Origin of the sequence: Haemophilus parahaemolyticus (assembly GCF_002015035.1) — a bacterium.
Lineage (GTDB): Bacteria > Pseudomonadota > Gammaproteobacteria > Enterobacterales > Pasteurellaceae > Haemophilus_A > Haemophilus_A parahaemolyticus.
This window is the reverse complement of sequence record NZ_MUXY01000001.1, coordinates 186372-212929: the sequence shown is the minus strand read 5'-3', so window position 1 is coordinate 212929 and position 26558 is coordinate 186372. Positions and strand designations below refer to the sequence as shown.

The 26558-nt window shown below is 40.3% G+C and carries 23 protein-coding genes; 12 read left to right on the top strand and 11 right to left on the bottom strand.

Going from position 1 to position 26558, the window contains the following annotated elements; translation table 11 throughout:
• Nucleotides 1-168 precede the first annotated feature (168 nt).
• From B0185_RS00945 to B0185_RS00915, 7 genes are all read left to right on the top strand, one after another.
• On the top strand, nucleotides 169-609 hold the full coding sequence (locus B0185_RS00945; protein ID WP_080349510.1) for an HvfX family Cu-binding RiPP maturation protein: 441 nt from the start codon (nucleotides 169-171) through the stop codon (nucleotides 607-609).
• A 34-nt stretch (nucleotides 610-643) separates the two neighbouring features.
• Nucleotides 644-931: an oxazolone/thioamide-modified RiPP metallophore HvfA gene (hvfA, locus tag B0185_RS00940; RefSeq protein ID WP_005705726.1), complete on the top strand. Its 288-nt coding sequence runs from the start codon at nucleotides 644-646 to the stop codon at nucleotides 929-931.
• 77 nt (nucleotides 932-1008) lie between these two features.
• Nucleotides 1009-1929, top strand: a complete 921-nt coding sequence (locus tag B0185_RS00935; protein WP_005705672.1) for an HvfB family MNIO-type RiPP peptide maturase — start codon at nucleotides 1009-1011, stop codon at nucleotides 1927-1929.
• Nucleotides 1919-2635, top strand: coding sequence for an HvfC family RiPP maturation protein (locus B0185_RS00930; RefSeq protein WP_005705863.1), 717 nt, complete (start codon nucleotides 1919-1921; stop codon nucleotides 2633-2635). The genes B0185_RS00935 and B0185_RS00930 overlap by 11 nt, the downstream gene beginning before the upstream one ends.
• A 195-nt stretch (nucleotides 2636-2830) precedes the next feature.
• On the top strand, nucleotides 2831-3793 hold the full coding sequence (gene cmoB, locus B0185_RS00925; protein WP_005705788.1) for a tRNA 5-methoxyuridine(34)/uridine 5-oxyacetic acid(34) synthase CmoB: 963 nt from the start codon (nucleotides 2831-2833) through the stop codon (nucleotides 3791-3793).
• 45 nt (nucleotides 3794-3838) lie between these two features.
• Nucleotides 3839-5143 carry a 3-phosphoshikimate 1-carboxyvinyltransferase gene (aroA, locus tag B0185_RS00920; RefSeq protein WP_005705857.1) on the top strand — a complete coding sequence of 435 codons (1305 nt, stop codon included), beginning with the start codon at nucleotides 3839-3841 and terminating at the stop codon, nucleotides 5141-5143.
• Between the two features lie 154 nt (nucleotides 5144-5297).
• Nucleotides 5298-5903, top strand: coding sequence for a TIGR04211 family SH3 domain-containing protein (locus B0185_RS00915; RefSeq protein WP_005705754.1), 606 nt, complete (start codon nucleotides 5298-5300; stop codon nucleotides 5901-5903).
• A gap of 37 nt (nucleotides 5904-5940) precedes the next feature.
• Here B0185_RS00915 and B0185_RS00910 read toward each other — a convergent pair whose 3' ends face one another.
• Nucleotides 5941-6867: a Slam-dependent surface lipoprotein gene (locus B0185_RS00910; RefSeq protein WP_005705831.1), complete on the bottom strand. Its 927-nt coding sequence runs from the start codon at nucleotides 6865-6867 to the stop codon at nucleotides 5941-5943.
• 127 nt (nucleotides 6868-6994) lie between these two features.
• Between B0185_RS00910 and B0185_RS00905 the strand changes: the two genes are divergently transcribed.
• On the top strand, nucleotides 6995-7360 hold the full coding sequence (locus B0185_RS00905) for a helix-turn-helix domain-containing protein (RefSeq protein ID WP_005705666.1): 366 nt from the start codon (nucleotides 6995-6997) through the stop codon (nucleotides 7358-7360).
• Nucleotides 7361-7484: 124 nt separating this feature from the next.
• Here B0185_RS00905 and B0185_RS00900 read toward each other — a convergent pair whose 3' ends face one another.
• Together B0185_RS00900 and argA are read right to left on the bottom strand one after the other, a co-directional pair.
• Entirely contained in the window at nucleotides 7485-8642 is a 1158-nt protein-coding gene (locus B0185_RS00900) for a chorismate mutase (protein ID WP_005705633.1), read from the bottom strand.
• Between the two features lie 114 nt (nucleotides 8643-8756).
• Nucleotides 8757-10067 carry an amino-acid N-acetyltransferase gene (gene argA / locus B0185_RS00895; protein ID WP_005705694.1) on the bottom strand — a complete coding sequence of 437 codons (1311 nt, stop codon included), beginning with the start codon at nucleotides 10065-10067 and terminating at the stop codon, nucleotides 8757-8759.
• A 192-nt stretch (nucleotides 10068-10259) separates the two neighbouring features.
• Here argA and dapA point away from each other — a divergent pair, with 192 nt between their 5' ends.
• The 3 genes from dapA to dxs all read left to right on the top strand — a co-directional run bounded on the left by dapA (nucleotide 10260) and on the right by dxs (nucleotide 14006).
• Nucleotides 10260-11150, top strand: a complete 891-nt coding sequence (gene dapA, locus B0185_RS00890; protein ID WP_005705675.1) for a 4-hydroxy-tetrahydrodipicolinate synthase — start codon at nucleotides 10260-10262, stop codon at nucleotides 11148-11150.
• A gap of 132 nt (nucleotides 11151-11282) precedes the next feature.
• Nucleotides 11283-12092 (top strand): inositol-1-monophosphatase, encoded by an 810-nt coding sequence (suhB, locus tag B0185_RS00885; protein WP_039863033.1) that lies wholly within the window; start codon nucleotides 11283-11285, stop codon nucleotides 12090-12092.
• A gap of 60 nt (nucleotides 12093-12152) precedes the next feature.
• The gene (gene dxs, locus B0185_RS00880; RefSeq protein WP_005705705.1) at nucleotides 12153-14006 is read left to right on the top strand and encodes a 1-deoxy-D-xylulose-5-phosphate synthase; all 1854 of its coding nucleotides are present in this window, start codon (nucleotides 12153-12155) and stop codon (nucleotides 14004-14006) included.
• Between the two features lie 65 nt (nucleotides 14007-14071).
• Here the strand turns inward: dxs and B0185_RS00875 are convergent, their stop codons facing one another.
• The 6 genes from B0185_RS00875 to B0185_RS00850 form a co-directional block, all read right to left on the bottom strand.
• Nucleotides 14072-14896: a 5'-nucleotidase, lipoprotein e(P4) family gene (locus B0185_RS00875; protein ID WP_005705680.1), complete on the bottom strand. Its 825-nt coding sequence runs from the start codon at nucleotides 14894-14896 to the stop codon at nucleotides 14072-14074.
• A gap of 110 nt (nucleotides 14897-15006) precedes the next feature.
• A complete protein-coding gene (locus B0185_RS00870) occupies nucleotides 15007-16635 on the bottom strand; it encodes an FAD-binding protein (protein WP_005705810.1) in 1629 nt (542 codons plus the stop codon).
• 146 nt (nucleotides 16636-16781) lie between these two features.
• Nucleotides 16782-17591 carry an ABC transporter ATP-binding protein gene (locus B0185_RS00865; protein WP_005705671.1) on the bottom strand — a complete coding sequence of 270 codons (810 nt, stop codon included), beginning with the start codon at nucleotides 17589-17591 and terminating at the stop codon, nucleotides 16782-16784.
• A 1-nt stretch (nucleotide 17592) separates the two neighbouring features.
• Nucleotides 17593-19578 (bottom strand): dipeptide/oligopeptide/nickel ABC transporter permease/ATP-binding protein, encoded by a 1986-nt coding sequence (locus tag B0185_RS00860; protein ID WP_005705644.1) that lies wholly within the window; start codon nucleotides 19576-19578, stop codon nucleotides 17593-17595.
• A complete protein-coding gene (locus B0185_RS00855; RefSeq protein WP_005705614.1) occupies nucleotides 19578-20531 on the bottom strand; it encodes an ABC transporter permease in 954 nt (317 codons plus the stop codon). Before B0185_RS00855 ends, B0185_RS00860 begins: the two co-directional genes overlap by 1 nt.
• A 147-nt stretch (nucleotides 20532-20678) precedes the next feature.
• Complete coding sequence (locus B0185_RS00850) at nucleotides 20679-22277, bottom strand: ABC transporter substrate-binding protein (RefSeq protein ID WP_005705739.1); 1599 nt, start codon at nucleotides 22275-22277, stop codon at nucleotides 20679-20681.
• Nucleotides 22278-22615: 338 nt separating this feature from the next.
• Here B0185_RS00850 and nagE point away from each other — a divergent pair, with 338 nt between their 5' ends.
• Nucleotides 22616-24082 (top strand): N-acetylglucosamine-specific PTS transporter subunit IIBC, encoded by a 1467-nt coding sequence (nagE, locus tag B0185_RS00845; protein ID WP_005705623.1) that lies wholly within the window; start codon nucleotides 22616-22618, stop codon nucleotides 24080-24082.
• 324 nt (nucleotides 24083-24406) lie between these two features.
• On the opposite strand, the gene tdeA is transcribed toward nagE, so the two are convergent.
• Complete coding sequence (tdeA, locus tag B0185_RS00840) at nucleotides 24407-25795, bottom strand: toxin/drug exporter TdeA (RefSeq protein WP_005705775.1); 1389 nt, start codon at nucleotides 25793-25795, stop codon at nucleotides 24407-24409.
• A 77-nt stretch (nucleotides 25796-25872) separates the two neighbouring features.
• Nucleotides 25873-26496, bottom strand: a complete 624-nt coding sequence (gene gmk, locus B0185_RS00835; protein WP_005705813.1) for a guanylate kinase — start codon at nucleotides 26494-26496, stop codon at nucleotides 25873-25875.
• Between the last annotated feature and the right edge of the window lie 62 nt (nucleotides 26497-26558).

Below are 26558 nucleotides of genomic sequence, written 5' to 3'. Positions count from 1 at the left end.
ATCTGCATTTTTGCAAAAAATAATATTTTCGATTTTTTGAAAAAAAGTGTAAGAAAAAAGGCTTATCTCCGACTAATAGAATAACTGGGAAATATTTCCTAGCATAATGAACTAAATAATTTCATAAAATAGGTAATCAATAAGAGGAAAAAGATGAAAGATTGTAAGATGCAAGGTATCAGTAGCGGCGTGAGTTTATTGATTTTACGCTTTTTTCTTGCGTGGGAGTTTTTAGAGGCAGGGTTAGAAAAATGGAATGGTCAAAATTGGTTTACTGAAATACAAGATCGTTTTCCTTTTCCGTTTAATCTTATTCCTGCTGATATTAATTGGCACGTTGCAATGGGGTCGGAATTAATTCTCCCCTTCTTGCTAATATTCGGGGTACTAACTCGTTTTAGTGCATTAGGTTTAACGATTTTAATCTCTGTTGCGTGGTATAGTATTCACGCTGATTCAGGTTATAACGTTTGTGATAACGGTTATAAATTACCTTTAATTTATGTGGTAACTTTATTAATCTTAATTACTCAGGGAGCAGGGAAACTCTCTTTAGACACGCTTATTAAGAAGGTTTATCCAACTAAAAGCTGGTTGAAATTCCTCTAACTATATATTCAATATCAAACTCTAGGAGACTCAAATGAAAAAATTATCTACTTTAGCCGCATTAGCAGGAGCATTAACGATGACAGTAGCTACTGTTGCACATGCTGAATCAAAATCAAGCAGTACAGATAAAGCTGCAACCCCTTGTGTGGGTGATAAATGTGTGAAAACAAAAGCTGCAGAAGGTAAATGCGGTGAAGGCAAATGTGGTGCAAACAAAACGAAAGCCGCAGAAGGTAAATGTGGTGAAGGTAAATGCGGTGCGAGCAAACCAAAAGCTGCAGAAGGTAAATGTGGTGAGGGTAAATGCGGTTCTAAATAATCGTATTTAAATCTAGATGCCATACATAACACTGGTGTAAATTTACACCAGTGTTGTATTAAAAGGAGTAAATAATTATGTTACAAGGTGCAGGATTAGGGTATCGTCGAGATTTAGCAGATGATTTTTTGAATTTATCATCAAATAATGCGATTCAGTTTATGGAAGTTGCTCCAGAAAATTGGGTAAAAATGGGGGGGGCTGCTCGTTATAAATTTGATCAGGCTGCTGAAAGATATCCACTTGCGGTACACGGACTATCACTTTCATTAGGCGGGCAAGCACCTCTTGATCGCGAGTTATTAAAAAATACTAAAGCATTAATGACTCAATATAATTCGACATTTTTTTCTGAACATCTGAGTTATTGTGAATGTGAAGGGCATTTATATGATTTATTACCTATGCCATTTACAGAAGAAGCTGTAAAACACGTAGCACAGAGAATCCAATATGTGCAAGATTTTTTAGGATTACAAATTTCATTAGAAAACACCTCTTATTATTTACACTCTCCCACCAGCACAATGAATGAAGTAGAATTTTTAAATGCTATTGCACAAGAAGCGGATTGCGGTATTCATTTAGATGTAAATAATATTTATGTAAATGGCGTCAATCACGGTTTACTTGATCCTTATGTTTTTTTAGATCAAGTAGATGTGAAACGTGTCAATTACATTCATATTGCCGGACACGACGAAGAACATTCTGCGGCACAAGTTGTGGAGGATTTAGAAGGAGAATCATTTAATAAAATAAAAGGGGCATATCGCCATTTACCCGAGTTATTAATTGATACGCACGGTGAGGCAGTAAAAGGTACTGTGTGGGATTTATTAGAATATGCCTATCAACGACTACCCGTCATTCCGCCAACATTATTAGAGCGTGATTTCAACTTCCCTCCATTTGCAGAACTTTATGCTGAAGTTGAACATATTGCACAACTACAGCAAAAATATGCTCAAAAAGAGGTAATATCCTATGCAGCCTAAACCTTCGCTTATTGAAACACAAAAAGCACTTGCCACAGCCGTTCGATTGGCTCATGCTCAACCTCTAAATGGTTATGCTCCGAATCGCCTCGCTGTTTATGCTCGCTTAGTTCGAAATAACATCTTTGGTTTTATTGACCGTTGTTTTGTTGAAGCACCTAAACACGTTTCTGCTGAGAGTTGGTCTCAGACGAAAGAAACGTTTGTATTAACAGGAAAATCACATTCGCCTTATTTTCAAGATATTGCTGGAGAATTTCTCTTATTTTGCCAAGAAAAAGAGCGTTTTGATGCCAATATACTGGCATTGATGGATTTTGAAAATACACAATTACTTGCAGAAGTTTCTTTAGCAAAAGTACCTGAAAAATTTGAGTGGAATAAGCATAGCGTAATGCAGTTATCTGATGCAGCTTATTTAAAAAGCTATGAAGTCGATTTTTTATCAAGCGATTTTAAACAATTTGATGAAAACCCTATGCAAGCTGTTATATGGCGGGATAGCGATTTTAATATTCTGCAACAACGCTTATCTGAACTTGACTTTTGGCTATTAAGTTATATACAAGAACAACCTTCGTCTTTAGAAGAGGTATTATCTGCCTTAAATACCGTAGTTGAAGATAGCACCCCCTTAATTCCATTATTGGAAAACACTTGGGTGAATTGGATTAATGCTGAAGTGCTTTATCCTAAAGAGGGATAAATTTTGTTCAGAAAAACATATCCCAATATTAGATAGGTGAAAAAGATATCTTTTTCACCTAATTTTTATTAGGTGCAATAGCTTATCACGACTTAACGTCATTTCCTCCTAGAACTTACTTACAAGCGGTAATTTTTTTAGCTTTTCTAACAAAGTTTGTTAAAATGCCTTATTCTTTTTTACGCTTGATTCTCTATGATAGACTTCCGTCCTTTTTATAAACAAATTGCCACCACGAACCTCTCTGCGTGGCTTGAAACCCTTCCCGCACAGCTCAAAGCATGGGAAAAAACCACCCATGGTGACTATGCCAAATGGGCAAAAATTGTCGATTTTATGCCAAATTCGACCGCTTGCATTAACTTGAAAGATAAAGTGGAATCCATTCCAACCGAACCGCTTTCAGCAGGTGAAACCCAACGCATTACCCATCACTTAAAACAGCTGATGCCATGGCGAAAAGGCCCGTATCACCTACACGGAATCCATATCGATACCGAATGGCATTCTGATTTTAAATGGGATCGCGTGCTCCCACACCTTGCACCGCTAAAAGATCGCACGATTTTAGATGTAGGTTGTGGCAGTGGTTATCATATGTGGCGAATGGTGGGCGAAGGGGCAAAAATGGTAGTGGGAATTGATCCAACTGAGCTGTTCCTTTGCCAATTTGAAGTCGTACGGAAATTGCTTGGTAATGATCGCCGTGCAAATTTGATTCCACTTGGTATTGAACAAATGCAACCACTTGCTGCCTTTGATACGGTATTTTCAATGGGCGTGTTGTATCACCGTAAATCGCCGCTTGATCATCTTTCACAGCTCAAAGCCCAACTGGTCAAAGGTGGAGAATTGGTACTAGAAACGCTGATCATTGATGGCGATATGAACACTTGCCTTGTGCCTGCCGACCGCTATGCGAAAATGAAAAACGTTTATTTCATTCCGTCCGTACCATGCTTAATTAACTGGTTGGAAAAAGTGGGGTTTAAAAATGTGAGATGTGTCGATCAAGCTGTTACCACGCTTGAAGAACAACGAAGAACAGATTGGCTTGAAAATGAAAGTTTGGTCGATTTCTTAGATCCAACCGACCACAGCAAGACTATCGAAGGTTTACCCGCTCCAAAACGTGCAGTGATTTTGGCGAATGCTTAGTTTATAATCTTGATACTTAAAAATAACAAACACAACGGAATCTTTATGACACAATTAGAACGAATCACGCTACAGCCTATCACCCGTGTGGAAGGCGAAATCAATTTACCAGGCTCAAAAAGCCTTTCAAATCGTGCTTTGCTGCTCGCAGCCCTCGCACACGGCACAACTCAAGTAACTAACTTGCTCAATAGCGACGACATCCGCCATATGCTCAATGCTTTAAAGGCATTGGGTGTAAGCTATCAACTTTCCGATGATAAAACCACCTGCACAATCGAAGGCGTAGGTGGAGCTTTTAATTGGCAAAATGGCTTATCGCTCTTTTTAGGAAATGCAGGCACAGCAATGCGTCCGTTAACCGCTGCACTTTGTTTAAAAGGAAAACACGATGCAGAAGTGATTTTAACAGGCGAACCGCGTATGAAAGAACGTCCAATTCAGCACTTAGTTGATGCACTACAACAAGTGGGGGCTGATGTACGTTATTTAGAAAATATCGGCTACCCGCCAATTGCAATCCGCAATAAAGGTTTGCAAGGTGGCAAAGTGAAAATTGATGGTTCGATTTCTAGTCAATTCTTAACCGCGTTATTGATGGCTGCTCCACTTGCAGAGGGTGATATGGAGATTGAAATTATTGGTGATCTGGTTTCAAAACCTTACATAGACATCACGCTTGCGATGATGAAAGATTTTGGCGTAACCGTTGAAAACCAACACTACCAAACCTTCTTAGTAAAAGGCAATCAGCGTTATGTTTCGCCTGAAAAATACTTAGTCGAAGGCGATGCGTCTTCTGCGTCTTATTTTTTAGCAGCGGGGGCGATTAAAGGTAATATAAAAGTTACCGGCATTGGTAAAAATTCTATTCAAGGCGACCGCTTGTTTGCTGATGTGTTAGAGAAAATGGGGGCAAAAATCACTTGGGGCGACGATTTTATCCAAGCAGAACAGGGAGATTTACACAGGATTGATATGGATATGAATCATATTCCCGATGCTGCAATGACCATTGCTACCACGGCTCTGTTTGCTCAAGGCGAAACCGTGATCCGTAATATCTACAACTGGCGTGTGAAAGAAACTGACCGCTTAACTGCAATGACAACCGAACTACGTAAAATAGGGGCGGAAGTGGAAGAAGGAGAAGATTTTATCCGAATTCAACCGCTTGCATTGGAGCATTTCAAACACGCGGAAATCTCAACCTATAACGACCACCGTATGGCGATGTGTTTCTCACTCATTGCGTTATCTAATACGCCAGTAACGATTTTAGATCCAAAATGCACCGCAAAAACATTCCCTACCTATTTTGCGGAATTGGAGAAGTTATCAATCAGATAACAAAGAAAGAGGAATAACCTCTTTAGGTTATTCCCTTTTAGTAAATACAAAGTTTATAAATCCCCAGACTTTTCCCTAAATTATTTATAAACTATTTTTGATAAAAAGAGTCAGTAAAAGTAGCTTATAAATAATATGATCATTAGGACTTATTATGTCAAAAAAATTAAAAACATTTCTTCTTGCCTCTTTATTATTAACTTCTTCTTTACCTGTTTTTTCGACTGATTATATTACTGAAAATCTAAGCACTTATATGCGTAAAGGTGCGGGAGATCAATACAAAATCTCAGGTTCAATCCAAGCAGGTGAAAAAATTACTCTCTTAGATCGTAAAGACCGATTTGTACTTATTCGTGATAGCCGTAACCGTGAAGGTTGGGTTTTAGCCTCCGAAATCTCACAAACTGCAAGCCCTAAGGAGCTAATTCCCCAATTACAACAACAAGTACAAGATCTTAGTGGAAGGTTAAGCCGTATTGATAACGACTGGCAACAACGTACAATCGAAATGCAGAGACGTAGTAATGCCGCAGAAAAACAAACAAGTGATTTGCTTGCCGAAAATGCACAATTAAAACGTGAAATTGAGGTACTAAAAAATAAGAATCGCAGTCTAGAAACAATGCAAGATAGCGAAAAACGGGCAATAGCCATTCAATATTTTATCTATGGTGGAGTTGTTCTCATTGCTGGTTTAATCTTAGGACTACTGATGCCATATATCCTGCCTCGTCGTAAACGTAATGGATGGGCTTAAAATAAATAAAGGGAGCATCTGCTCCCTTTATTTTAGGCTATTTTACCTGTTCAGCACTAAAACTGGTATTTAAGTCTTTTAACTCTTCTGAAAATGTTGCTTTACCCGCAACCTCTTCTGCTCTTGGTCCGTAGAATTTACCTTCATACTCGCCTTTTCGAGTCATCAAAATATGATTCTCTCCTGCAACGGCTTCACCTTTAAATCCATTACCTTGAATATCAGCCTCTTTTAGCGAAATATTTCGACGAAATAAACCATCAATTTTTAGTTCACCTTTAATTTTTTTATTTTCAAAATCTGCTATTAGCTCTGTCTCCCCAATATTTTTAACTTGAGCTGTCACATTATCGTAACGGCTTGCATTACCTTTATAAGTAACTATACCACTTTTAGGAATACTAGACTCTGGTGTTTCACTACCAAAATAGAAAATATCACGCTCTGGATTTTGCGTAGCATTATAAAGAGAAACGATCGCTTTAGATAAGCTAGAGCCTGTTAAACCACCTATTGCTCCAACTTTATCTGCTAATTTAAGTACTGTATTTCCTACAATAATTTTACCTAGTCCACTATCTTTTGATTTCATTAATGCTCCATTAAAAGAATATGCTCGATTATGACCAGATAACTGTGCAATTTCTTTACCATTTTGATCTAAGACAGGTTCTTTATTAATTTCGCCTTTTATAAAATCATTTTTATTCAAAGAAACACCTGTATTATTTAGCTTAGTTTCATCGGGTTTTGGCATAGTCGTAACTGGTGTTGACTGATTTGATGTAGTGCCTTGAGTTTGTTTAGACGGAGCAGCTTCGTGTGTCGCAGGTTTGTTTGAGGATGAATTATTTATAGTCGGTGTTTGTGTAGCTGTAGGTATTGAAATGGAAGGTTTGCCACCACTAGAACCACAAGCGGTTAATATTAATGATAAAGCAATGGCTAAAGATGTTTTTTTCATTATGAGTTCCTCAGGAGTTGGATTAAAAATTGTTGAAATGATATACTCGCTCAAATTTAAAAACCATTAACTAAATGTATGAAAAAACATACTTTTAGTTATGAATATTTTACTTAGAGAATCTAGTATGGAAATCCACGATAAAATTCGAGTCATGAGAGAAATCAACCAATGGTCACAAGAAGAAATGGCTGAAAAGCTTGAAATGTCGCCAGCAGGTTATGCAAAAATTGAGCACGGGAAAACGAATCTAACAGTTGATAAACTTAAGCAAATTGCTCAAATATTTCATATTGATATTGTGGAATTAATCTCTTCTCAAGATAAATCTTTTTTCTTTACCATTGGAGACCATTCAAATAATGGTTGTTCTTTTGGTTCAAATAGTATTCTAGCGATGGAAAATGAGAAACTTAAATTATTATTAGATGCAAAAGAGAATGAAATTATTGCATTAAAAGAGATCATTGAATTGCTTAAAACAAAAAAATAAAGTGATTAATATTATTTCAACATAGGGCAGAGTTTTCTCTGCCCTAAATCACTATATAAGATATATCATAGCGTAGTAAATAAGTAATATGCTTTATTTATACACCTATTACTAGTCAATTTTTCTAAATTTTTACTGGCTCAATAATCTCGCTTGGATAACAGCCTAGCACTTTTAAGAAACTGGTTACTTCTTTTAAGGCTTCCAATGCTTTCTGCGTGTTTTCGTTGTGCATATTGGCTTCAAGCTCAACATAGAACATCTCTTCCCACGGCTTGCCATAGATTGGGCGAGATTCTAATTTCAGCATACGAATGCCAAACTGTTTGAATACGACTAACGCATCGACTAAAGCACCTGCTTGTTGTGTCGTCGTCATCAATAGCAACGTTTTAGTTTGCACTTGTGGAGAAACTTTTACCGCCTCTTTTGCCACTACAATAAAGCGAGTAATGTTATTCACTTGGTTAGCGATTTCCGATTTAATACTGCTTAAGCCGTAAAGTTTACCGCCATCCTCATTGCCAATAGCCGCCACATTTGGTTTATTTAAACGTGCGACCATCTGCATTGCGTGTGAGCTACTTTCGCAATATTTGATATGCACGCGGTCAAGGCTTTGAATAAATTGGCTACATTGCTGAGCAGGTTGTGAATGCGTGTAAATAGTGTCAATTTCGGCTAAATCCACGTTGCCATTTACCAACAAGCAATGTTTGATTGGATAAGCCAATTCACTCACTAACGCCAGTTCCGTATGTTGTAATAAGTCATAAACTTCATTGATTGAGCCTGAAGTCGTATTTTCCAGCGGTAACACACCAAAATCAGCTTCGCCTTTTTCTACTTTGGCAAAAATCTCACCAAATGAGGCACAATTCAGCTCTACTAAATTGCCTTGGTATTTCTTCGCAAATTGACGAGCCGCCATATTTGAATAAGAACCACGCATCCCTAAAAAGGCAATTGAAAGGCTCTCTTCTTTTTGCTCATTCAATTTATTTTGTAGGTAATTTTGTTGCGTCAGAACAGAGTCTTCAATAATGCGTTGGAAAATTTGGGTTACATATTGCGGATCAAGCTGGTAATTTTCAGACTCAGCAAAATTTACAAGCTCTTGTAAAAGCTCCTTTTCGCGAACAACATCGCGAAGTGGCTTTTGCGTAATCTCTTTGCTACGCACTACATCAAACGCCAATCGATGACGTTCTGATAATAGCTTTAAAATATGGCGGTCAAGACTGGTAATTTGTGTACGGATATTGGTTAGGTCTAGGGACATAATTTTTCTCATAATCTCATAAAAATAATTGGATTATAATGATTTCAGCGTTAAAGAAAAGTAACAAATAAAGATAAAACCAGCAAAGACAAATTCAGTTTCCCCATGTCCATTTTATACAATATTCAACACTAATACCCGCGATTTCCGTTGATGATCATAATGTTCACGTTTATACGCAGGCAAATCTTCTGTGCCTTTAATTTCAAACCCCCGTTCTTGAAACCATTGTGTTGTGCGAGTAGTGAGCACAAAGAGTTTTTCAATGCCCATTTGAATAGCACGGCGTTTAATCGCTTCTAATAATACATCGCCACGGGAAGAATCACGGTAGTCTGGATGCACAGCCACACACGCCATTTCTGCCATTTTTTCGTTTAAATAAGGGTTCAAAGCCGCACAAGCAATCACAATACCATCACGCTCAATAATGGTATAACGGCTGATTTCAACTTCCAATTGCTCACGCGAACGTTTTACCAAAATACCTTGCTCTTCAAGCGGTCGAATTAGGTTAAGCAAACCTGGGATGTCATGCGAAGTTGCAATACGGATATGTTCTGAGCTCTCTTCGGAAAGCTGCGTACCGATACCATCACGAGAGAAAAGTTCTTGCAAGAGCGAGCCATCTTCTTTGTAGCTCAACAGGTGCGAACGCTTGATGCCTGCGTACGAAGCTTCAATTGCAGCTTGTAAAAAACGTGCAGCGGAATTGTGGTAATCGCCATTTTCAATAAATTTATTGAGGTAGCGTTTTGCTTCCCGTGGATGAATGTCAGAAATTACTTCACCCTTTTCATCCAGCAAACCTTGCTCACCACAAAAGCCAATCAACTTATCCGCTTTGAGTTTAATTGCCACTTGAGTCGCAATTTCTTCAAAGGGTAGATTAAACATCTCACCCGTAACAGAGGGTGCAATCGGTCCAATGACAACAATGGCATCTTGCTCTAGCTGTTGCTGAATGCTTTTAACATTGATGCGACGAATTTTACCACTTAAGCCGAAATCAACTCCATCAATTACGCCAAGAGGTTGAGCCAGAATCGCGTTACTGCTGACCACATTTAGTACGGGAGAGTTTGGCAGACGAAGTGAGAGTTTGGAGAAAATATCATAATGCAAACCGCCTACTGCTTGCTTAACGCATTCCAGCGAACTAGGATCTGTCACACGAATATGGTTGTGGTAGTGCGACAAGCGATTGTTTTTTGCCAATAATTCGTCAATTTGCAGACGCCCACCAAATACAATTACTAACTTGATGCCAAGGCTATGTAATAGACTCACATCATTGGCAATACTCACAAAATTGGAATGGGCAATTGCGTTGCCGTCTAGCATAATGACGAACGTTTTTCCTCTATGCATATTCACATAGGGTGTGGATTGTCTAAACCATTGGACTAATTCAGTATTACGCATAAAGATTTCCTCTCAAATTTTATGAGTAGTTATACATTAAACTGCATATTTATGCAAATTTAACGAATTTAAAATCAAACTCAACAAACTCGAAAATAAATTCTCTATTTTTGAAAAAAAAACTTGCATATTTTTAAGTATTTTTGCAATCTATGAAAGCAAGCCAATCATAATAAAAACAGGAGTCGAATTATGGCAATGCCTTTATTTCACGGTAGTATTGTAGCACTGATTACCCCAATGACACACGGTGAGGTGAACTACGAAGAATTAAAAAAATTAGTAGAATATCACGTTCAAGCTGGTACGCACGGGATTGTTTCAGTAGGTACAACGGGAGAATCTACTACGTTAAGCATCGATGAAAATGTGAAAGTGATTAAGAAAACCGTTGAATTTGCTGATGGTCGTATTCCTATTATTGCAGGCACAGGCTCAAATGCGACAAGTGAAGCAGTCACAATGACGAAATTACTTGCAAACAGTGGCGTTGCGGGTTGTTTGAGCGTTGTACCTTATTACAACAAACCAACCCAAGAAGGGATGTATCAACATTATAAAGCGATTGCTGAATCAACTGATTTACCGCAAATTTTATATAATGTGCCAGGTCGTACAGGCAGCGATTTAAAACCTGAAACTATTGGTCGCTTGTCAAAAATTGAAAATATTGTTGGCGTAAAAGAAGCTACAGGCGACTTAAGTCGATTACCGCTCATTAAAGAATTAGCTGGTAAGGATTTCATTTTCTTAAGCGGTGATGATGCAACAGGTTTAGCGTCAATGAAATTAGGCGGTCAAGGTGTTATTTCTGTAACCAATAACGTGGCAGCTGCTGATATGGCGAAAATGTGTGAGTTAGCTTTAGCGGGCAAATTTGAAGAAGCAGAGACGATTAACCAACGCTTAAATGTACTACACCACGATTTATTTGTGGAAGCAAACCCAATTCCTGTGAAATGGGCAGCTTATAAATTAGGCTTAGTGAGTGAACCAAACTTACGTTTGCCATTAACGACTCTCTCTGAAGAAGCTCAACCAAAAGTGTTAGCAGCTTTAAAACAAGCGGGTTTAATTGCATAATTTTAGTAAGGCGGGCTTTAGTCCGCCATTTTTGTAAATTTTCCGTTAAAAACCACCGCTTTTCATTCCTCTCCCGCTTTTTTTATACTATAATTCGCCATCTTTCTTCGTTCTTTAAAATCTGGTGGAAATATGAATCCAATGTTAAACATTGCTATTCGTGCAGCACGAAAAGCAGGCAATATTATTGCAAAAGGTTATGAGCAAGCACCTCAAGATACTGAGGTGGCTCGTAAAGGCTCAAATGACTATGTAACTGAAATTGATAAAGCCGCAGAAGCAGCAATTATCGAAGTTATCAAAAAATCTTATCCTGATCACGCTATCGTTGCGGAAGAGTCAGGCATTGTTGAAGGTAAAGATAACAGCGTGCAATGGGTGATTGATCCATTAGATGGCACAACTAACTTCGTAAAACGTTTACCGCATTTCTGTGTTTCTATTGCTGTTCGCGAGAATGGTCGCACAACGGTTGGCGTAGTTTACGATCCTATCCGTAATGAACTTTTCACTGGCGTACGCGGTGAAGGGGCAAAATTAAATGAATTCCGTTTACGTGTTGATACAAGCCGTCGTGATTTAAACGGCACCGTGCTTGCAACTGGTTTCCCATTCAAAAATCCAAAACATCGTCCTGCACATTTAAATATGCTCGAAGGCTTAATGAACAATGGCGTAGCAGATTTCCGCCGTACAGGTTCAGCAGCGTTAGATTTAGCTTATGTTGCAGCAAACCGTGTCGATGGTTTCTTTGAAATCGGCTTAAAACCTTGGGATTGTGCTGCTGGTGAGCTGATCGCTCGTGAAGCGGGTGCAATCGTAACCAACTTTGTGGGTGGCACAGATTACTTAAAATCAGGCAACCTTGTTGTTGGTCAAGCTCGTGTTGTGAAAGAGATTTTAAGCACCATTCAACCTGTATTAACAGAAGATCTTAAATAAGCCAGATAAGCGGTCGAAAGCCGTTTCATCTTTACATTACGCCCACATGGATTATCTTTTATGCAAAAATCATACCCTTTGCTAAGCCAAATCAATTCGCCTGAAGATTTGCGTTTGCTAAATAAAGATCAATTACAACCGCTTGCAGACGAATTGCGTGCTTATTTGCTTGAATGTGTAAGCCAGTCAAGCGGGCATTTAGCGTCAGGGTTGGGCGTGGTTGAACTTACTGTTGCCTTGCATTATGTTTATCAAACGCCGTTTGATCAGCTCATTTGGGACGTAGGCCATCAAGCTTATCCGCATAAAATCCTTACAGGTCGCCGTGACCAAATCAAAACCATCCGCCAAAAAGATGGTATCCACCCTTTCCCTTGGCGTGAAGAGAGCATTTACGATGTATTAAGCGTAGGGCACTCTTCTACTTCGATCAGTGCGGGCTTAGGTATTGCGGTAGCAGCAGAAAAAGAGAACGCAGGGCGTAAAACCGTTTGTGTGATTGGAGATGGTGCAATTACCGCAGGAATGGCATTTGAAGCCTTAAACCATGCGGGTGCATTACATACTGATATGTTAGTTATCTTAAACGATAACGAGATGTCGATTTCCGAAAACGTGGGGGCGTTAAACAACCACCTCGCACGCATTTTCTCAGGTTCGCTTTATACTACCATGCGTGATGGCAGTAAGAAAATTCTGGATAAAGTGCCGACCATTAAAAACTTTATGAAGAAAAGCGAAGAGCATATGAAGGGCGTGATTTTCTCGCCTGAAAGTACGCTGTTCGAAGAACTTGGCTTCAATTACATTGGTCCAATTGACGGGCATAACATTGATGACTTGGTGAAAACGCTGGAAAATATGCGTGACCTAAAAGGTCCACAATTCTTGCACATTCGTACCAAAAAAGGCAAAGGGTATGAGCCTGCAGAAAACGACCCAATCGGTTTCCATGGCGTGCCAAAATTCGATCCTGAAAGCGGAAAATTACCAAAAACGAAAACCATCCCAACCTATTCGGATATTTTCGGTAATTGGTTATGTGAAATTGCAGAGCAAGATCCGAAACTTATCGGCATTACCCCTGCTATGCGTGAAGGCTCTGGAATGGTGGAATTTTCTAAACGCTTCCCAGAGCAATATTTTGATGTAGCCATTGCAGAACAACACGCGGTTACTTTTGCAACAGGACTTGCGATTGCAGGCTTTAAACCTGTTGTGGCAATTTATTCTAGCTTCTTACAACGTGCTTACGATCAGTTAATTCACGATGTGGCAATTCAAAATCTCCCTGTCATTTTTGCGATTGACCGTGCGGGCATCGTGGGGGCGGATGGGCAAACCCACCAAGGAGCGTTCGACTTAAGCTTTATGCGTTGCATTCCAAATATGACGATTATGACGCCATCAGATGAAAATGAAATGCGTCAAATGCTATTTACCGCTTATTCAATGAATACGCCAACAGCAGTGCGTTACCCACGTGGCAATGCTCAAGGTGTAGCATTACAGCCAATGCAAACGTTGGAGGTAGGTAAAGGTCGTCTGATTCGAGAAGGTAAAAAAGTTGCGATTTTAAACTTTGGTACAATGTTGCACGAAGCCCAAATCGTTGCAGAGCATAACGACTACACCCTTGCTGATATGCGTTTTGTAAAACCAATTGATGGCGATCTAATTACACAACTTGCAGATTCACACGATTTATTAGTAACCATTGAAGAAAACGCTATTCAAGGCGGTGCAGGCAGTACGGTAAATGAATATTTGCAATCGTTCAACAAAATTAAACCGCTTGCAATGCTCGGTATTCCAGACCATTTCATTCCACAAGCAACACAACCAGAAGCTTATGCAGAAATTGGGTTGAATGCGGAAGGGATTGAACAGAAAATTCAGGCATTGTTGAGATGAATCCCATAAAAAACGGCTTAATAGTTTAAATATTAAGCCGTTTTTTTATATTTCATTAGCGAAAACTACTTACCATCCCAAGCCTGGATTGCATCTAAGCGAGCTTTGATTTTGCTTTGAGCATCGCCTTTAAAATAGCCTTTGGCTAAACCACCTTCCCAGCCACCGTAGTTAGGGTTAGGTAATACGATGTAAGTTTTACCAAATTTTTCTTGGTTTTCTTTTACAAATGCGCTGCGTTCTGCATTTAATTTACCGTACACTGTATCACCAAAGTCATCTAAGTTATCGCCTACATAAAGGACGATTTCATAGCCTTGTTTTTCAATTTCAGCAAAACGAGCAGCTTTCGCTGATTTATCTTTTTTCAAGTAAAGCACTGACTCATCCACACCTTCAAAGCCTAAACGTTTCATATCGTCAATTGTACCCGCTTTTTCGGAGCTATCTTTACGGTTGGTTACATAGAACATTTTACCTTTGTGTGAATTAACGTAGTTGTTAAATTCCACCGAACCAGGAACTGCACGAGATTGTCGAGCATCAACCCAGCGTGTCCAATCTTTACCATCAAAACCTTTATTATTTTGAACTTGCCAGCCAGCGTATGGGCTGTTGTCTAGCATCGTTTCGTCTAAATCTACTACCACCGCTTTTTTCTTACCTTTAGTCACTTTCGCGTGATCAAAGGCAGTTTTAGCCGTGTTATAAGCTTGGTAGGCAAGCGCTTTATATTCGCCCGAATCTTGCATCCAGTTAATGCCCATTACTGCTTGTTGTTGCAATTGAGCTTCCGCGTGTGCTTTTGCATCCATTTGATTATGTGCACAACCTGTTAAGACTAATGCAGATAACGTCGCTAATACACTTACTTTTAAAGTCATTTTCATATTTTTTTCCTTCTGAAATTAAATGACAAATTAGACAAATCAAGAGGAACTATATTTTCACGGGAATTTGCCAATGTTCCAAGTAGAAATGTTTGAATTTGTGATTTAGATCACATTTTTCCTTGATAATCCGCCCGATAATGAGCCCCTCTGCTCTCCTTTCGCACTAACATCGCTCTCACCACTTCTTGAGCGGTTTTCAAACTGTAAAAAATTTCAATACCTTGAAAATCAGCACTCGAGATTGGATCAAACGCTTGCTCCAAGCGGGCTAATTTTTCTTGTAATTTACAAAGATTCTCTTCAGTACGATAAACATTGGCAAATTTAGTCATTGCTTGGCGAATTTCACTGAGCACTTGCGAAGCTGTGAGCGAGTTATCTGCATTTTTATTGTGTAAACGGTTTAATGCCTGTTCTGCAAAATTTTTGGCATTTTCAACCGCTTGTTCGTCTATCGTTGCATCTTGGCAAGCGGTTAAATCTCGCTCAATTTTTGCCATTGCACGTTTGGCAAACACTAAACTTCCGCCCACAGAATTACCGCCCAAGCGGTTCGCTCCTTCAATGCAAGAAGAGACTTCGCCCACTGCAAACAAGCCTTGCACCGCACTTTCTGCGTTAGTGTTAATTTCAATGCCTCCGTTGCAGCTGTGGGCGAATGGTGCAATCGACACGCGATCAGTTAATAAATCGATCCCCGCATCGGCTTTCAGCCAATCTAAATAAATGCGGTAAAACTCCGTTTGGTCTTGATAAAGTGTTGGAGAATAGTGCAAATAAACGCCCTGTTCTTCCGGATGTTCAAGCAAATATTGCATAATGCGTAGATCGAATTTTACGCAGTCAAAATCGACCGAGAATGGTGCATAGGCACTACGTTCTGCAACCATTTGAGCAAATTCTTCTGCCGATAAATCAGGAAATAATGAGTTGCCATTTTTATCCGTTACCGCAGTACAATATTTCAGCGTATGTTCACCAAACAGCACTTTGTATTTTGGAGCAATAAACGAAGGAATAAACTGAATAAACTCTAAATTGGTTAACTTCGCCCCCGCTTGCAAGGCAAGAAAATGAGTAGAACCAATCACATCAGCGGGATAAAGATTATCTTTATAAAGCCCTGCAATGCCACCACTGGCAAGAATAATGGCGGAAGTGTGCACGTAAAAATAAACAATTTCTCGACCGCTCTTTTCTGGGTTTTGGTAAGCAAAAACTGCCCCCACTACACGGTGATTTTCAGTTGCGATATGTACAAGGCTAGCATTTTCAAACAACGTCGTCGTATTTTGTCGAGCAATAATCGCCTCTGCATTTTTACGTGCTTTTTGCCATTCGTTAATCAGATAAATCGGGCGAGGATATTCGGCAAAACAAGCGGGGCGGTTATCGTTACGTTTCCACGGACAGAAACCAATTTCATTCAATAATTCAACCGCCTGCGGTGAATCTTCAATATAGGCTTTGACGATTTCAGGATTGTTCATCCCTTGTGCAACACGTTCAATATCTTGCTGGAACAAGGCTTTATCACGCTCATCGCCTGTCACTTGAATGCCAAGGCTTGCTTTCAGTGGAAAAAAACTTGCCCCAGAACCAAGTTGGGTTTTAGTGATAAGAATGTGATTGATACTTTTTTTGTGGGCTTCAACGGAACAGCTCAAGCCACCAATGCCTGAGCCTACGATAAGGAGATCGGTTTTAAGGGTTTGGGTAATTTGGATGTTGGGCATTATAGATTTATCCTCTTATCTAGCCCCCGCTTTGCTAAAGAGGGGGTATTCTTTAAACATCAACATCTTGAAAAAACTCAGGCGAGTTTCCTCGCCTGTTATTCACTCTGAAGAGCGGTCAAATTTGCAAAAACTTTTGCAATCAATTACAACAATGATGGTGCTGCACCGAGCAATTTTTTGGTGTAGTCAATCGTTGGGTTTTCAAAAATTTCTGCAGTAGTACCTGTTTCCATAATTTTACCTCCGTTCATTACCACAATGCGGTCAGATACTTGGCGGACAGTTTGGATATCGTGCGAGATAAACACCATGGCAAGGTTGAGTTCTTTTTTCAAGTCTGCCAATAAGTTTAGTACTTGAGCACGAACAGAAACATCGAGTGCGGACGTCGGTTCATCTGCCACTATCAGGCTTGGATTTAACGCCAAGGCACGAGCGATCGCCACACGTTGTTTCTGACCGCCAGATAAGCGCGTTGGCTCAACCGCTGCGGCAGAACGTGGAAGCCCTACGCGTGAAAGCAGTTCATACACACGTTTTTCTCGCTCGTGCGGTTGCAGAATATTATGAATATCCATCGGATCTTTCAAAATATCCAACACTTTCATCCGTGGGTTTAACGCGGTGGCTGGGTCTTGGAAAATCACAGAGACTTGGCGACCAAAACGTTTGCGCGCTTCTGAGCTACCATATTCCATTTGTAAGCCGTTAAATTTTACCGTGCCTGAAGTCGGTTTTAAAAGACCGATCATCACATTCGCCAGGGTTGATTTACCGCAACCAGATTCGCCTACCAAACCGATGGTTTCGCCTGCTTTAATGCCTAAAGAAACGTTATTCACGGCAGTAAATTTTTTGCGATTAAACAACGAGCCATCGCGAGAAGGAAATTGCACCACAATGTTCTCTAAGTCGATGATGTTTTGTTCTTTGATTACTTTGATACTGCTCATCTTATGCCTCACTTGCGACTTTAGTTTCCGCTGCTTTGCCTGCTAGATGCGAAGCCCATAGGTGTTGTGCATCGCCTTCGATTGGCGTTAATACGAGTTTTTGGTTCGGGTCAGCTTCTGGGCGTAATGAACGGCTTGCGAAGCGGTCGCCAGTGGCGAAGTCATATGGAGATGGTACGCTACCAGGAATTTGGTATAAGCGTTCCGCACGCACTTCAGTTGAAAGCACAGAACCTAATAAACCTTGGGTATATTCGTGGGTTGGATGTGCCAATAAGGATGATGTCGGCGCAGTTTCCACGACTTGACCTGCATACATTACGGTGATGGAGTGTGCAAGTTGTGCGACTAAGGCTAAATCGTGGCTCACGAATACCATCGCAAAGCCGAGTTTTTCACGCAATTCGTTGAGCAATTTCACTACTTCTGCTTGAACAGTTACGTCTAATGCAGTGGTTGGTTCGTCTGCAATTAAGAGTTTCGGTTCGCGGGTTAATGCCATTGCGATTACCACTCGTTGGCGTTGTCCACCAGATAATTCGTGCGGATAGCGATTCAACACTTTACTTGGATCTAAGTGTACCCATTCCAACAATTTTTCAGCCGTATGTTTGCTACCACGTTTAATCAGTTGGTTCATTTGATCTTTGATACGCATTGATGGGTTTAATGCACTCAAAGAATCTTGGTAAATCATCGCGATTTCTGTACCGCGTAGATCCGCTAAATGGTTTGAATTTAACAAGCTATGTTGTTTGCCACTGCGGTCGGTGAAAAGAATTTCGCCCGTGATTTTCGCAGTTTTCGGCAATAAGCCCATAATGGAGAACGCCGTAATTGATTTACCACAACCAGATTCGCCCACCAATCCCATCGTTTCACCTTCGTTTACAGTGAAACTAATATTATCCACAAGAGGAATGTCGCCATAACGATTTGGGAAATGAATCGACAAGTTTTTCACTTGTAAAATTGATTTCGCATTGCTGTTAAGTTGCATACGGTCAGTGCGAGTAACTTCTTTATCGTGTAAGCGTAAGAGATAGCGTTTCAGTGCTAAACCTTCGCCCAATGCTTCTTGCACGTCAGTTGATAAACGTTCATCTGATTTGTGTTCAGATTTTTTTCCTGCTTTCAAACGTGGGTTCACTAATGCATCAGTTAAGCCTTCTGCAAGAATATTTAACGCTAATACGGTAAGTAAAATCATTACGCCCGCAAAGGTTGTTGCCCACCACGCACCGTTTAACACGATATTACGACCTTCCGACAACACGTTACCCCAAGATGGATGTGGTGGTTGTACGCCTGCACCTAAGAAAGAGAGTGAGGCTTCAAACACAATCGCATCTGCTACCATTACGGTTGCGAAAACCAATACAGGTGCCGCAGTGTTGCGAACTACGTGTTTGAGTAAGATGTAAGTGCGGCTACCGCCAATTACACGCTCTGCACGCACATAGTCTTCATCCCATTGAGAGACCACGTTTGCACGCACTACACGAGCAAGTTGTGGGGTGTAAACCACGGCGATGGTGAAGATAATCACTGGCACTGTGTTACCGAATGTAGCAAGTAATACAGCCGCTAATGCGATACCTGGGAATGCCATCAAGATATCCATCAATCGCATAATGATCTCATTACCCCAGCGGTCTGCGGTTGCAGCGGTTGCTCCGAGAATGCCCCCAAAGAGAATCGCACAACCTACTGCACCTAAACCGATAAAGAGTGATGTTTGTGCACCATAAACGATACGAGAGAAAATATCGCGACCCAAGCGGTCTGTTCCGAATAAGAAATCACCACTTGGTGGACGCATACGGGCAATTGCCGCTAATGGATCGTGCGTTGCGACCACTGGTGCAAAAACTGCCACTAATGCCACTAAAACTAAGAAAACTAAAGCGATTTTTGAAGCGGGTGAGAGTGCTTTGAAACGTGCTCCGCCCATCGCTAAACGCTGTGCTAAACCTTGACGAAACATTATAGACTCCGAATTTTAGGGTTGATTAGAACATACAAGACATCCACGATGATATTCACAATCACGAATGTAAATGCGATAGTTAATACCACACCTTGCACCAAGTTTAAGTCGTGGTTCACGATACCATTGAAGATCAATTTACCCATACCCGGTAAGTCGAAGATTTGTTCGATAACCACTGCACCACCTAATAAATAGCCTACGCGTAAACCAAGCACAGTCACAGGCGTAATTAAGGCGTTGCGTAACACGTTATAGCGAATCACGGTCGGATATGGCACACCGTTACCAATTGCAGTACGCACATAGTCTTTATCCATTTCTTCAACCATTGTAGTACGTACCACACGGATTAAAGACGCACATACAGGCACTGCTAATGCTAGTGAAGGTAAGATCATTGATTGCACATAACCGCTTGGATCTTCACCAAATGGCACAAAACCACCAGATGGTAGCCAGTCAAGTTCAAGCGAGAACCATTGAATAAGTAAAATACCGAGCCAGAAAGATGGCGTTGCGACTGCCGCCACAGAGATTAAACGAATCACTTGGTCTACCCAGCTGTCACGATAAAGTGCCGCTAACACACCAAGTGTAAATGAAACCACCGCAGCAAATACCACACCAATTAAAGTAAGTTGGAGGGTAATTGGGAACGATTTTGCAATCATATCGCTAATTGGAAGCTCTGGCGGCATTGTCATCCCGAAATCAAAGAAGAATAAATTGCCGAGAAAGCGGAAATATTGTACAAAAAGTGGATCATTTAAGCCGTGGCTTTCACGATAAAGTTCTTTTGCCGCTTCTGATGCACTTTCACCCAATGCAACAGTCGCTGGATCGCCAGGAGTAAATTGAAGTACCACAAATACAAGTGCGGTTACTCCCAAAATCATCACGGGCAATGCCATCAATCGGCGGAAAAGTAAGCGAAGTATAATTTCCATGTTGTCCCCTGTTATCACTGCGAATATAGAAAATATATGGCAGAGTTGTGTTTAAGAATAGAATGTGGATTGTTTATTTTCCTCTCCCACAAGGGGAGAGAGTGAATTAACAACCCAACATTTTAAAGAGCGGTTGATTTTGCCGAATTATTTACGACCAACACCTAAGAAAGATACCCCTGTTGTTGCCAATGGTTGATAACCTTCAAGTTTACTTTCATCCCACGCAGATGGAAGTTTGCGGTGAACGATTGGATAAAGTGGTACTTCAGCTGCAATAAGGTCGAATGCTTCTTTCCAAAGTTTGCGTGCTTCTTCGTGGTTTGCCGCACGTACAGCACCATCTAAGAAACCTTGAAGTTTCGCAAATTCAGGCGTATTGCTCCAACGGAAACGGCGTTTTGGCCATACATCACCACGATACCACCAGCTTAGTAATAAATCTAAGTCGTCACCGAATACAGATGGATCCCCGGGTGCGATACCCACACTGAATGAGCCCACATCTACGTTGTTTGCATAGAATGCTCCAGATTGTAAGTGTTGAAGCGTCACTTTCACGCCTGGGATTTTATTCCAAGATTCTAAAATTAACGGTGCACACTCTTTCACCCAGTCGTGGTCAGTTGAAAGTAATTCAAATTTGAGCTCAGTTAGCCCAGCTTCTTTTAACAATGCTACCGCTTTTTCTGGATTATATTCATATTGCGTTGCCGCTTTCATATAATCTGGGTGAGTGCTTTGTACATAGCAGGTTGAGGCTTCTGCATTGCCATCGAACACGAAGTCTACTAATTTTTGTCTGTCTAAACCGTAGTGTAATGCTTGACGTACTTTTGGATTGTCAAACGGCGCTTTTTCGCAGTTAAACATTAAGAATAACAAGCCGAATGATTGCACTGATTTAACGGTTTGTTTTTTCGATTTCAAGCGTGGAATGTCAAGATATGGCACACTTTCCATCGCTTGTGTACGTTTAGATTCTTGTGCAGTAACACGTGCTGCTGCATCAGATAACAAGAACCAAGACATTTTTTCCACTAATGCTGGATATTTACCGTTATAAGGCTCATAAGCTTCAAAGACGATTTTGTCATCTTTGACAGCTGAAACGAATTTATACGGGCCAGAACCGATTGGGTGAGCATCAAATTTGGATTGACCTACCGCTTCAATCACGTGTTTCGGTACAATTTTCACAATGGTTAAGCGTTTAGCAAATAACGCAAATGGATATTTGAGTTTGAACTCAACGGTTTTATCATCCACTGCTTTCACGCTCTCAACGAAATCAATAAACATCACGAATAAAGATTTATTCGCAGGATCCATAATACGATTGTATGAATACACCACATCTTCTACGGTAACTGGTTTACCATCGTGGAAGGTTGCCCCTTCACGAATCGTTACACGCCAAGTGGTATCATCAATTTGTTCTGGCTCTTTCGCTGCTAATGCAAGATAAGGCTCGCGAGTTGCAGGGTGTAAATCCACCAAGCCTTCAAAAATATGCAAGTTCGCTGCAAATGGTGAAGCACCACTTGATGTCATTGGGTCAAAACCAGTTGAAAGCGGGTATGCAATCCCTGCTTCAATGGTTTTACCTTTAATACCACTTGCCACTGCATTTGGCACAAATGTACCTAATGAACCACTAAAGGCAAAACCTGCAGTAACACCCGCTGCAACTTTAAGGAAATGACGACGAGACTCATTATTGAGGGAAGAACAATATTTAGTCATATTAGACTCCTTGTGTGTGATGAAAAACTCATTCTTTTAAAATGAAGTGAAGCAATCACTTTTTAAAATAAAATGATTTGGTTAAATCATATTTTCTTACGGGATCTCTGTCAATAAAGCAAAACGGTTAAATTTCTATTCTGTGATCAATGTCACACTCTTTTTATTTCTACCCTTTTAGGAATTTTTACAATATAAAATAAAATGTTTTTAGAGTATTACACCATTTTAGTAAATTAAATATAGTGATCAACTTCACAAAGTTATATCATTATTCTTGCTATTTTTAATACAAAACCAGTATTCTTTATCTACATTCAAAACAAAAGGAGCTTCTTATGAGTATTCTCAGCTATGCACAAAAAATTGGGCAAGCCTTAATGGTGCCTGTAGCAGCTTTACCAGCCGCTGCGATGTTGATGGGGATTGGTTATTGGGCGGATCCTGAGGGTTGGGGAGCAAATAGCCAACTTGCAGCCTTACTGATAAAATCAGGCGGGGCAATTATTGATAATATGGGCTTATTATTTGCTGTTGGAGTGGCATTTGGGCTTTCTAAAGACAAACACGGCTCCGCAGCACTTTCAGGTTTAGTCGGCTACTATGTAGTGACTACTCTACTCTCTCCTGCAAGCGTGGCTCAATTACAACATATTGATGCCAGCCAGGTGTCCGCTGCATTTGGTAAAATTAACAACCAATTTATCGGGATTTTAATCGGGGTGATTTCTGCTGAACTTTACAACCGCTTCTATCAAGTAGAATTACCAAAAGCGCTATCCTTCTTTAGCGGCAAACGTTTAGTGCCGATCATTGTTTCTTTCGTAATGATGCTTGTCTCTTTCATCTTACTTTACGTATGGCCACATATTTTCAACACTCTCGTTGCATTTGGTGAATCCATCAAAGATTTAGGTGCATTCGGTGCAGCAATCTACGGCTTTTTCAACCGCTTGTTAATCCCTGTTGGCTTACACCATGCATTAAACTCTGTATTCTGGTTTGATGTGGCAGGCATTAACGATATTCCAAACTTCTTAGGTGGTGCAAAATCTTTAGCAGAAGGTACTGCGACGGTCGGTGTGACAGGTATGTACCAAGCTGGTTTCTTCCCAATGATGATGTTCGGCTTGCCAGGTGCAGCCCTTGCTATTTACCACTGTGCGAAACCAAGCCAAAAAGCAAAAGTTGCCTCTATTATGTTAGCTGGTGCATTAGCTTCTTTCTTTACAGGTATCACCGAACCGCTTGAATTTTCCTTTATGTTCGTTGCACCTGTGCTATATTTGATCCACGCAATCTTAACAGGTATCTCCGTTTTCATTGCAGCAACCATGCAATGGATCGCAGGCTTTGGCTTTAGTGCGGGTTTAGTGGATATGGTGCTTTCATCAGGTAACCCTCTTGCCGTGAACTGGTATATGCTTATCCTACAAGGCTTAGTTTTCTTTGTAATTTACTACTTCGTATTCCGTTTTGCGATTAAAACATTCAACCTCAAAACATTAGGTCGTGAAGAAGAAAAAGAGGAAACCGAAGTAGTTCCTCAAGGACAAACAAATCAATCACGAGAAGAAAGAGCAGTTCAATTTATTGATGCACTCGGTGGCGCAGGAAACTTCAAAACTGTAGATGCTTGTATCACTCGCTTACGTTTAACCCTCGTTGATCACAACAACATTAACGAAGTCAAACTCAAAACCCTAGGCTCAAAAGGCAACGTTAAAATTGGAAATGATGGATTGCAAGTGATTTTAGGCCCAGAAGCGGAATTAGTTGCAGAAGCAATTAAAGCGAAACTTTAATTTCTATCACTAATAATAAAAACATAGTTTGATCTGCACCCCAAAAGTTGGACTAAACACCCACTAACTAAGGTGCAGATTTTTGATGACCAAATACAATTTTCTTTTTAAATTACTTACCTGAATTTAAACTGAACGTAATACAAGCGGTTAAAAATGGGCAATGTTCTGCAGAAACTGCCTGTTTATACTTTAGCATTGCTCATTCAGGGGAAACTAAAAGGACTGAGCCCTGTGAATAACAGAACTCAGTCCTTGAACTACATAAGTCTAACTTTTTGGAGGCAAATCAAAACTATGCCTTTTGCTTTATCCGTCTTCTTTCTAACGACTATATTTCCCCGCCATCGCTTGATACACTAAATTTTCATTTATTAAAATAGTATATTTTTGATTTAACAAAGAAATTTGTGAACTCAGCTCGGTATTCATCGCACTAATCCAATCGCGGAATTCTGCTACACCTTGGTTGTAACGGTTTTGGTAGTAAGTGCTGATCTTACGGTTTTTCTCGTAAGTTTGCTCTAATAAACCGAAACTGCTACGTGACTGGTTGTAAGTGTAGTAATAACTGTCAATTTCATTTAATGCAGTGGTAATCGTTTGTTCGTAGTTCATACGAGCGGTAGTGTAATCTGCTTCAGAGATTTTCACGTTATTTTTCACACGATTCCAATCTAAGAATGGCAGATCGAATGAGAACACGCCGTTTGCAATTGGGTTATCTGCCACATTTGATGCTGAACGTGCACTACCCGAGATTGCTCCACCTAAGGTTAAAGTTGGGAACCAGCTTTTTTCGGTTGCTGTTAAGGTTTTAAACGCACTTTGTAAACGATTTAAACGCATCGCCACATCTGGACGGTTTGCAATGGCGGAAACGGGTACATTAGTATCTACACCTTGTAATTTCACGTTAAGAATGTTTGGATAACGAGATGGAAGCGGTTGATTTGGCTGAAGATTTAGCAAATTACGCATCGTTTGTTCAGCGGTTTTTAAACTTGTTGCTAAGCCAACCACGCTATTACGAGCACTTAGGGTCGCTTGTTGAGCCTGCTCTACCGCTAATGGGTCGATTGCCCCCACTTTCAATTTATTGTTTAAGATATTGCTGATTTGCTCATAGTTTTTGATGGTGCGGTTTGTTACCGCAATCGCATCTTTGTAGTAAGCAATTTGGTAATAAGTTGCCACCACAGAGTTAATCAATGAAAGGCGAGCCGCTTTTAAGTCTTCTTGTGTCGCTTTATGTTCCCACTCTGCCGCACTTGCACTGTCTGCTAAACGACGCCATAAGTCGATAGTGTAGCTTAAGTTAAAGCTTGCGGTATTATTTACCGTTGAAGTGCCAACAGAATTGGTATTGTTACTTGATCCAACACCTTTTGATGCCGATGATGAAGCTGAACCGCTAAAAGTTGGTACAAGGTTTGCTCCCACTAAATTTGCATTATAAAGGGCACGATTTACTGCAATGGCACTTTTTGCAAGATCTAAGTTATTTTTAATCGCTTGTTCCACTAATTCATTCAGTTGTAGATCGTTATAACCGTGCCACCATTGTTCATCAACAGAGAATTGTTTAGTAATATATTGGTAATTTTGATAGGTTTGTTTTGCTTGGTCTAGGCTGCCATCATTGCTCATATTTGAACATGCAGAGAGGGCTAAACCGAGCACGACGGCAAAAGTTAATTTGGATAATTTCATTCGGTTTCCTTAATTGTAGGATGGGCTTTAGCCNNGGCTAAAGCCCATCCTACAGATCGTATATAGCTATACAATGATTACTTCGCCAAAAGCTGTTCAATCAACGCTTTATGACGAATTTCTTGAGAAGCTAATTTCAAGCGTTCGGCAGTTAAAATCGCTTTAAGTTCCGACAAAGCCTGTTGGAAATCATCGTTTACAATCACATAATCAAACTCGCTGTAATGGCTCATTTCTGATTCCGCTTCCGCCATACGTTTTGCGATGGTTTCTTCTGAGTCTTGACCACGTCCTACTAAACGTTTTTTTAACTCTTCGCGTGAAGGTGGCAGAATGAAGATGGTTTTCACATTCGGTACTTTTTGGCGAATTTGTCTTGCCCCTTGCCAGTCGATGTCTAAAAACACATCCACACCTTGCTCAAGTGATTTTTCAATCATTGGTAAAGATGTGCCGTAATAGTTGCCGAAGACCTCTGCCCATTCAAGGAAGTGATCTTTCTCAATCAGTGCCTCAAATTCAGCGTGAGTAGTGAAATAATAATGCACGCCATCTTCTTCCGCTGGGCGAGGATTACGGGTGGTGTGAGAAATCGATAAACGTACTTCGTTGCGAGGTAAATCGGCAAGTAACGCATTGATTAGAGAGGACTTTCCTGCACCGCTTGGGGCAGATAAAATATATAAATTACCTAAACTCATAACAACCTCAAGAGGAAATCAGATAAAGGGTGTAAAAAGAGAAAATGGGTAACGAATCCACT

Coding starts and splice junctions, on each gene's coding strand:
- B0185_RS00945 (WP_080349510.1), top strand. CDS start 169: ATGCAAGGTATCAGTAGCGGCGTGAGTTTATTGATTTTACGCTTTTTT.
- hvfA (WP_005705726.1), top strand. CDS start 644: ATGAAAAAATTATCTACTTTAGCCGCATTAGCAGGAGCATTAACGATG.
- B0185_RS00935 (WP_005705672.1), top strand. CDS start 1,009: ATGTTACAAGGTGCAGGATTAGGGTATCGTCGAGATTTAGCAGATGAT.
- B0185_RS00930 (WP_005705863.1), top strand. CDS start 1,919: ATGCAGCCTAAACCTTCGCTTATTGAAACACAAAAAGCACTTGCCACA.
- cmoB (WP_005705788.1), top strand. CDS start 2,831: ATGATAGACTTCCGTCCTTTTTATAAACAAATTGCCACCACGAACCTC.
- aroA (WP_005705857.1), top strand. CDS start 3,839: ATGACACAATTAGAACGAATCACGCTACAGCCTATCACCCGTGTGGAA.
- B0185_RS00915 (WP_005705754.1), top strand. CDS start 5,298: ATGTCAAAAAAATTAAAAACATTTCTTCTTGCCTCTTTATTATTAACT.
- B0185_RS00910 (WP_005705831.1), bottom strand. CDS start 6,867: ATGAAAAAAACATCTTTAGCCATTGCTTTATCATTAATATTAACCGCT.
- B0185_RS00905 (WP_005705666.1), top strand. CDS start 6,995: ATGGAAATCCACGATAAAATTCGAGTCATGAGAGAAATCAACCAATGG.
- B0185_RS00900 (WP_005705633.1), bottom strand. CDS start 8,642: ATGTCCCTAGACCTAACCAATATCCGTACACAAATTACCAGTCTTGAC.
- argA (WP_005705694.1), bottom strand. CDS start 10,067: ATGCGTAATACTGAATTAGTCCAATGGTTTAGACAATCCACACCCTAT.
- dapA (WP_005705675.1), top strand. CDS start 10,260: ATGGCAATGCCTTTATTTCACGGTAGTATTGTAGCACTGATTACCCCA.
- suhB (WP_039863033.1), top strand. CDS start 11,283: ATGAATCCAATGTTAAACATTGCTATTCGTGCAGCACGAAAAGCAGGC.
- dxs (WP_005705705.1), top strand. CDS start 12,153: ATGCAAAAATCATACCCTTTGCTAAGCCAAATCAATTCGCCTGAAGAT.
- B0185_RS00875 (WP_005705680.1), bottom strand. CDS start 14,896: ATGAAAATGACTTTAAAAGTAAGTGTATTAGCGACGTTATCTGCATTA.
- B0185_RS00870 (WP_005705810.1), bottom strand. CDS start 16,635: ATGCCCAACATCCAAATTACCCAAACCCTTAAAACCGATCTCCTTATC.
- B0185_RS00865 (WP_005705671.1), bottom strand. CDS start 17,591: ATGAGCAGTATCAAAGTAATCAAAGAACAAAACATCATCGACTTAGAG.
- B0185_RS00860 (WP_005705644.1), bottom strand. CDS start 19,578: ATGTTTCGTCAAGGTTTAGCACAGCGTTTAGCGATGGGCGGAGCACGT.
- B0185_RS00855 (WP_005705614.1), bottom strand. CDS start 20,531: ATGGAAATTATACTTCGCTTACTTTTCCGCCGATTGATGGCATTGCCC.
- B0185_RS00850 (WP_005705739.1), bottom strand. CDS start 22,277: ATGACTAAATATTGTTCTTCCCTCAATAATGAGTCTCGTCGTCATTTC.
- nagE (WP_005705623.1), top strand. CDS start 22,616: ATGAGTATTCTCAGCTATGCACAAAAAATTGGGCAAGCCTTAATGGTG.
- tdeA (WP_005705775.1), bottom strand. CDS start 25,795: ATGAAATTATCCAAATTAACTTTTGCCGTCGTGCTCGGTTTAGCCCTC.
- gmk (WP_005705813.1), bottom strand. CDS start 26,496: ATGAGTTTAGGTAATTTATATATTTTATCTGCCCCAAGCGGTGCAGGA.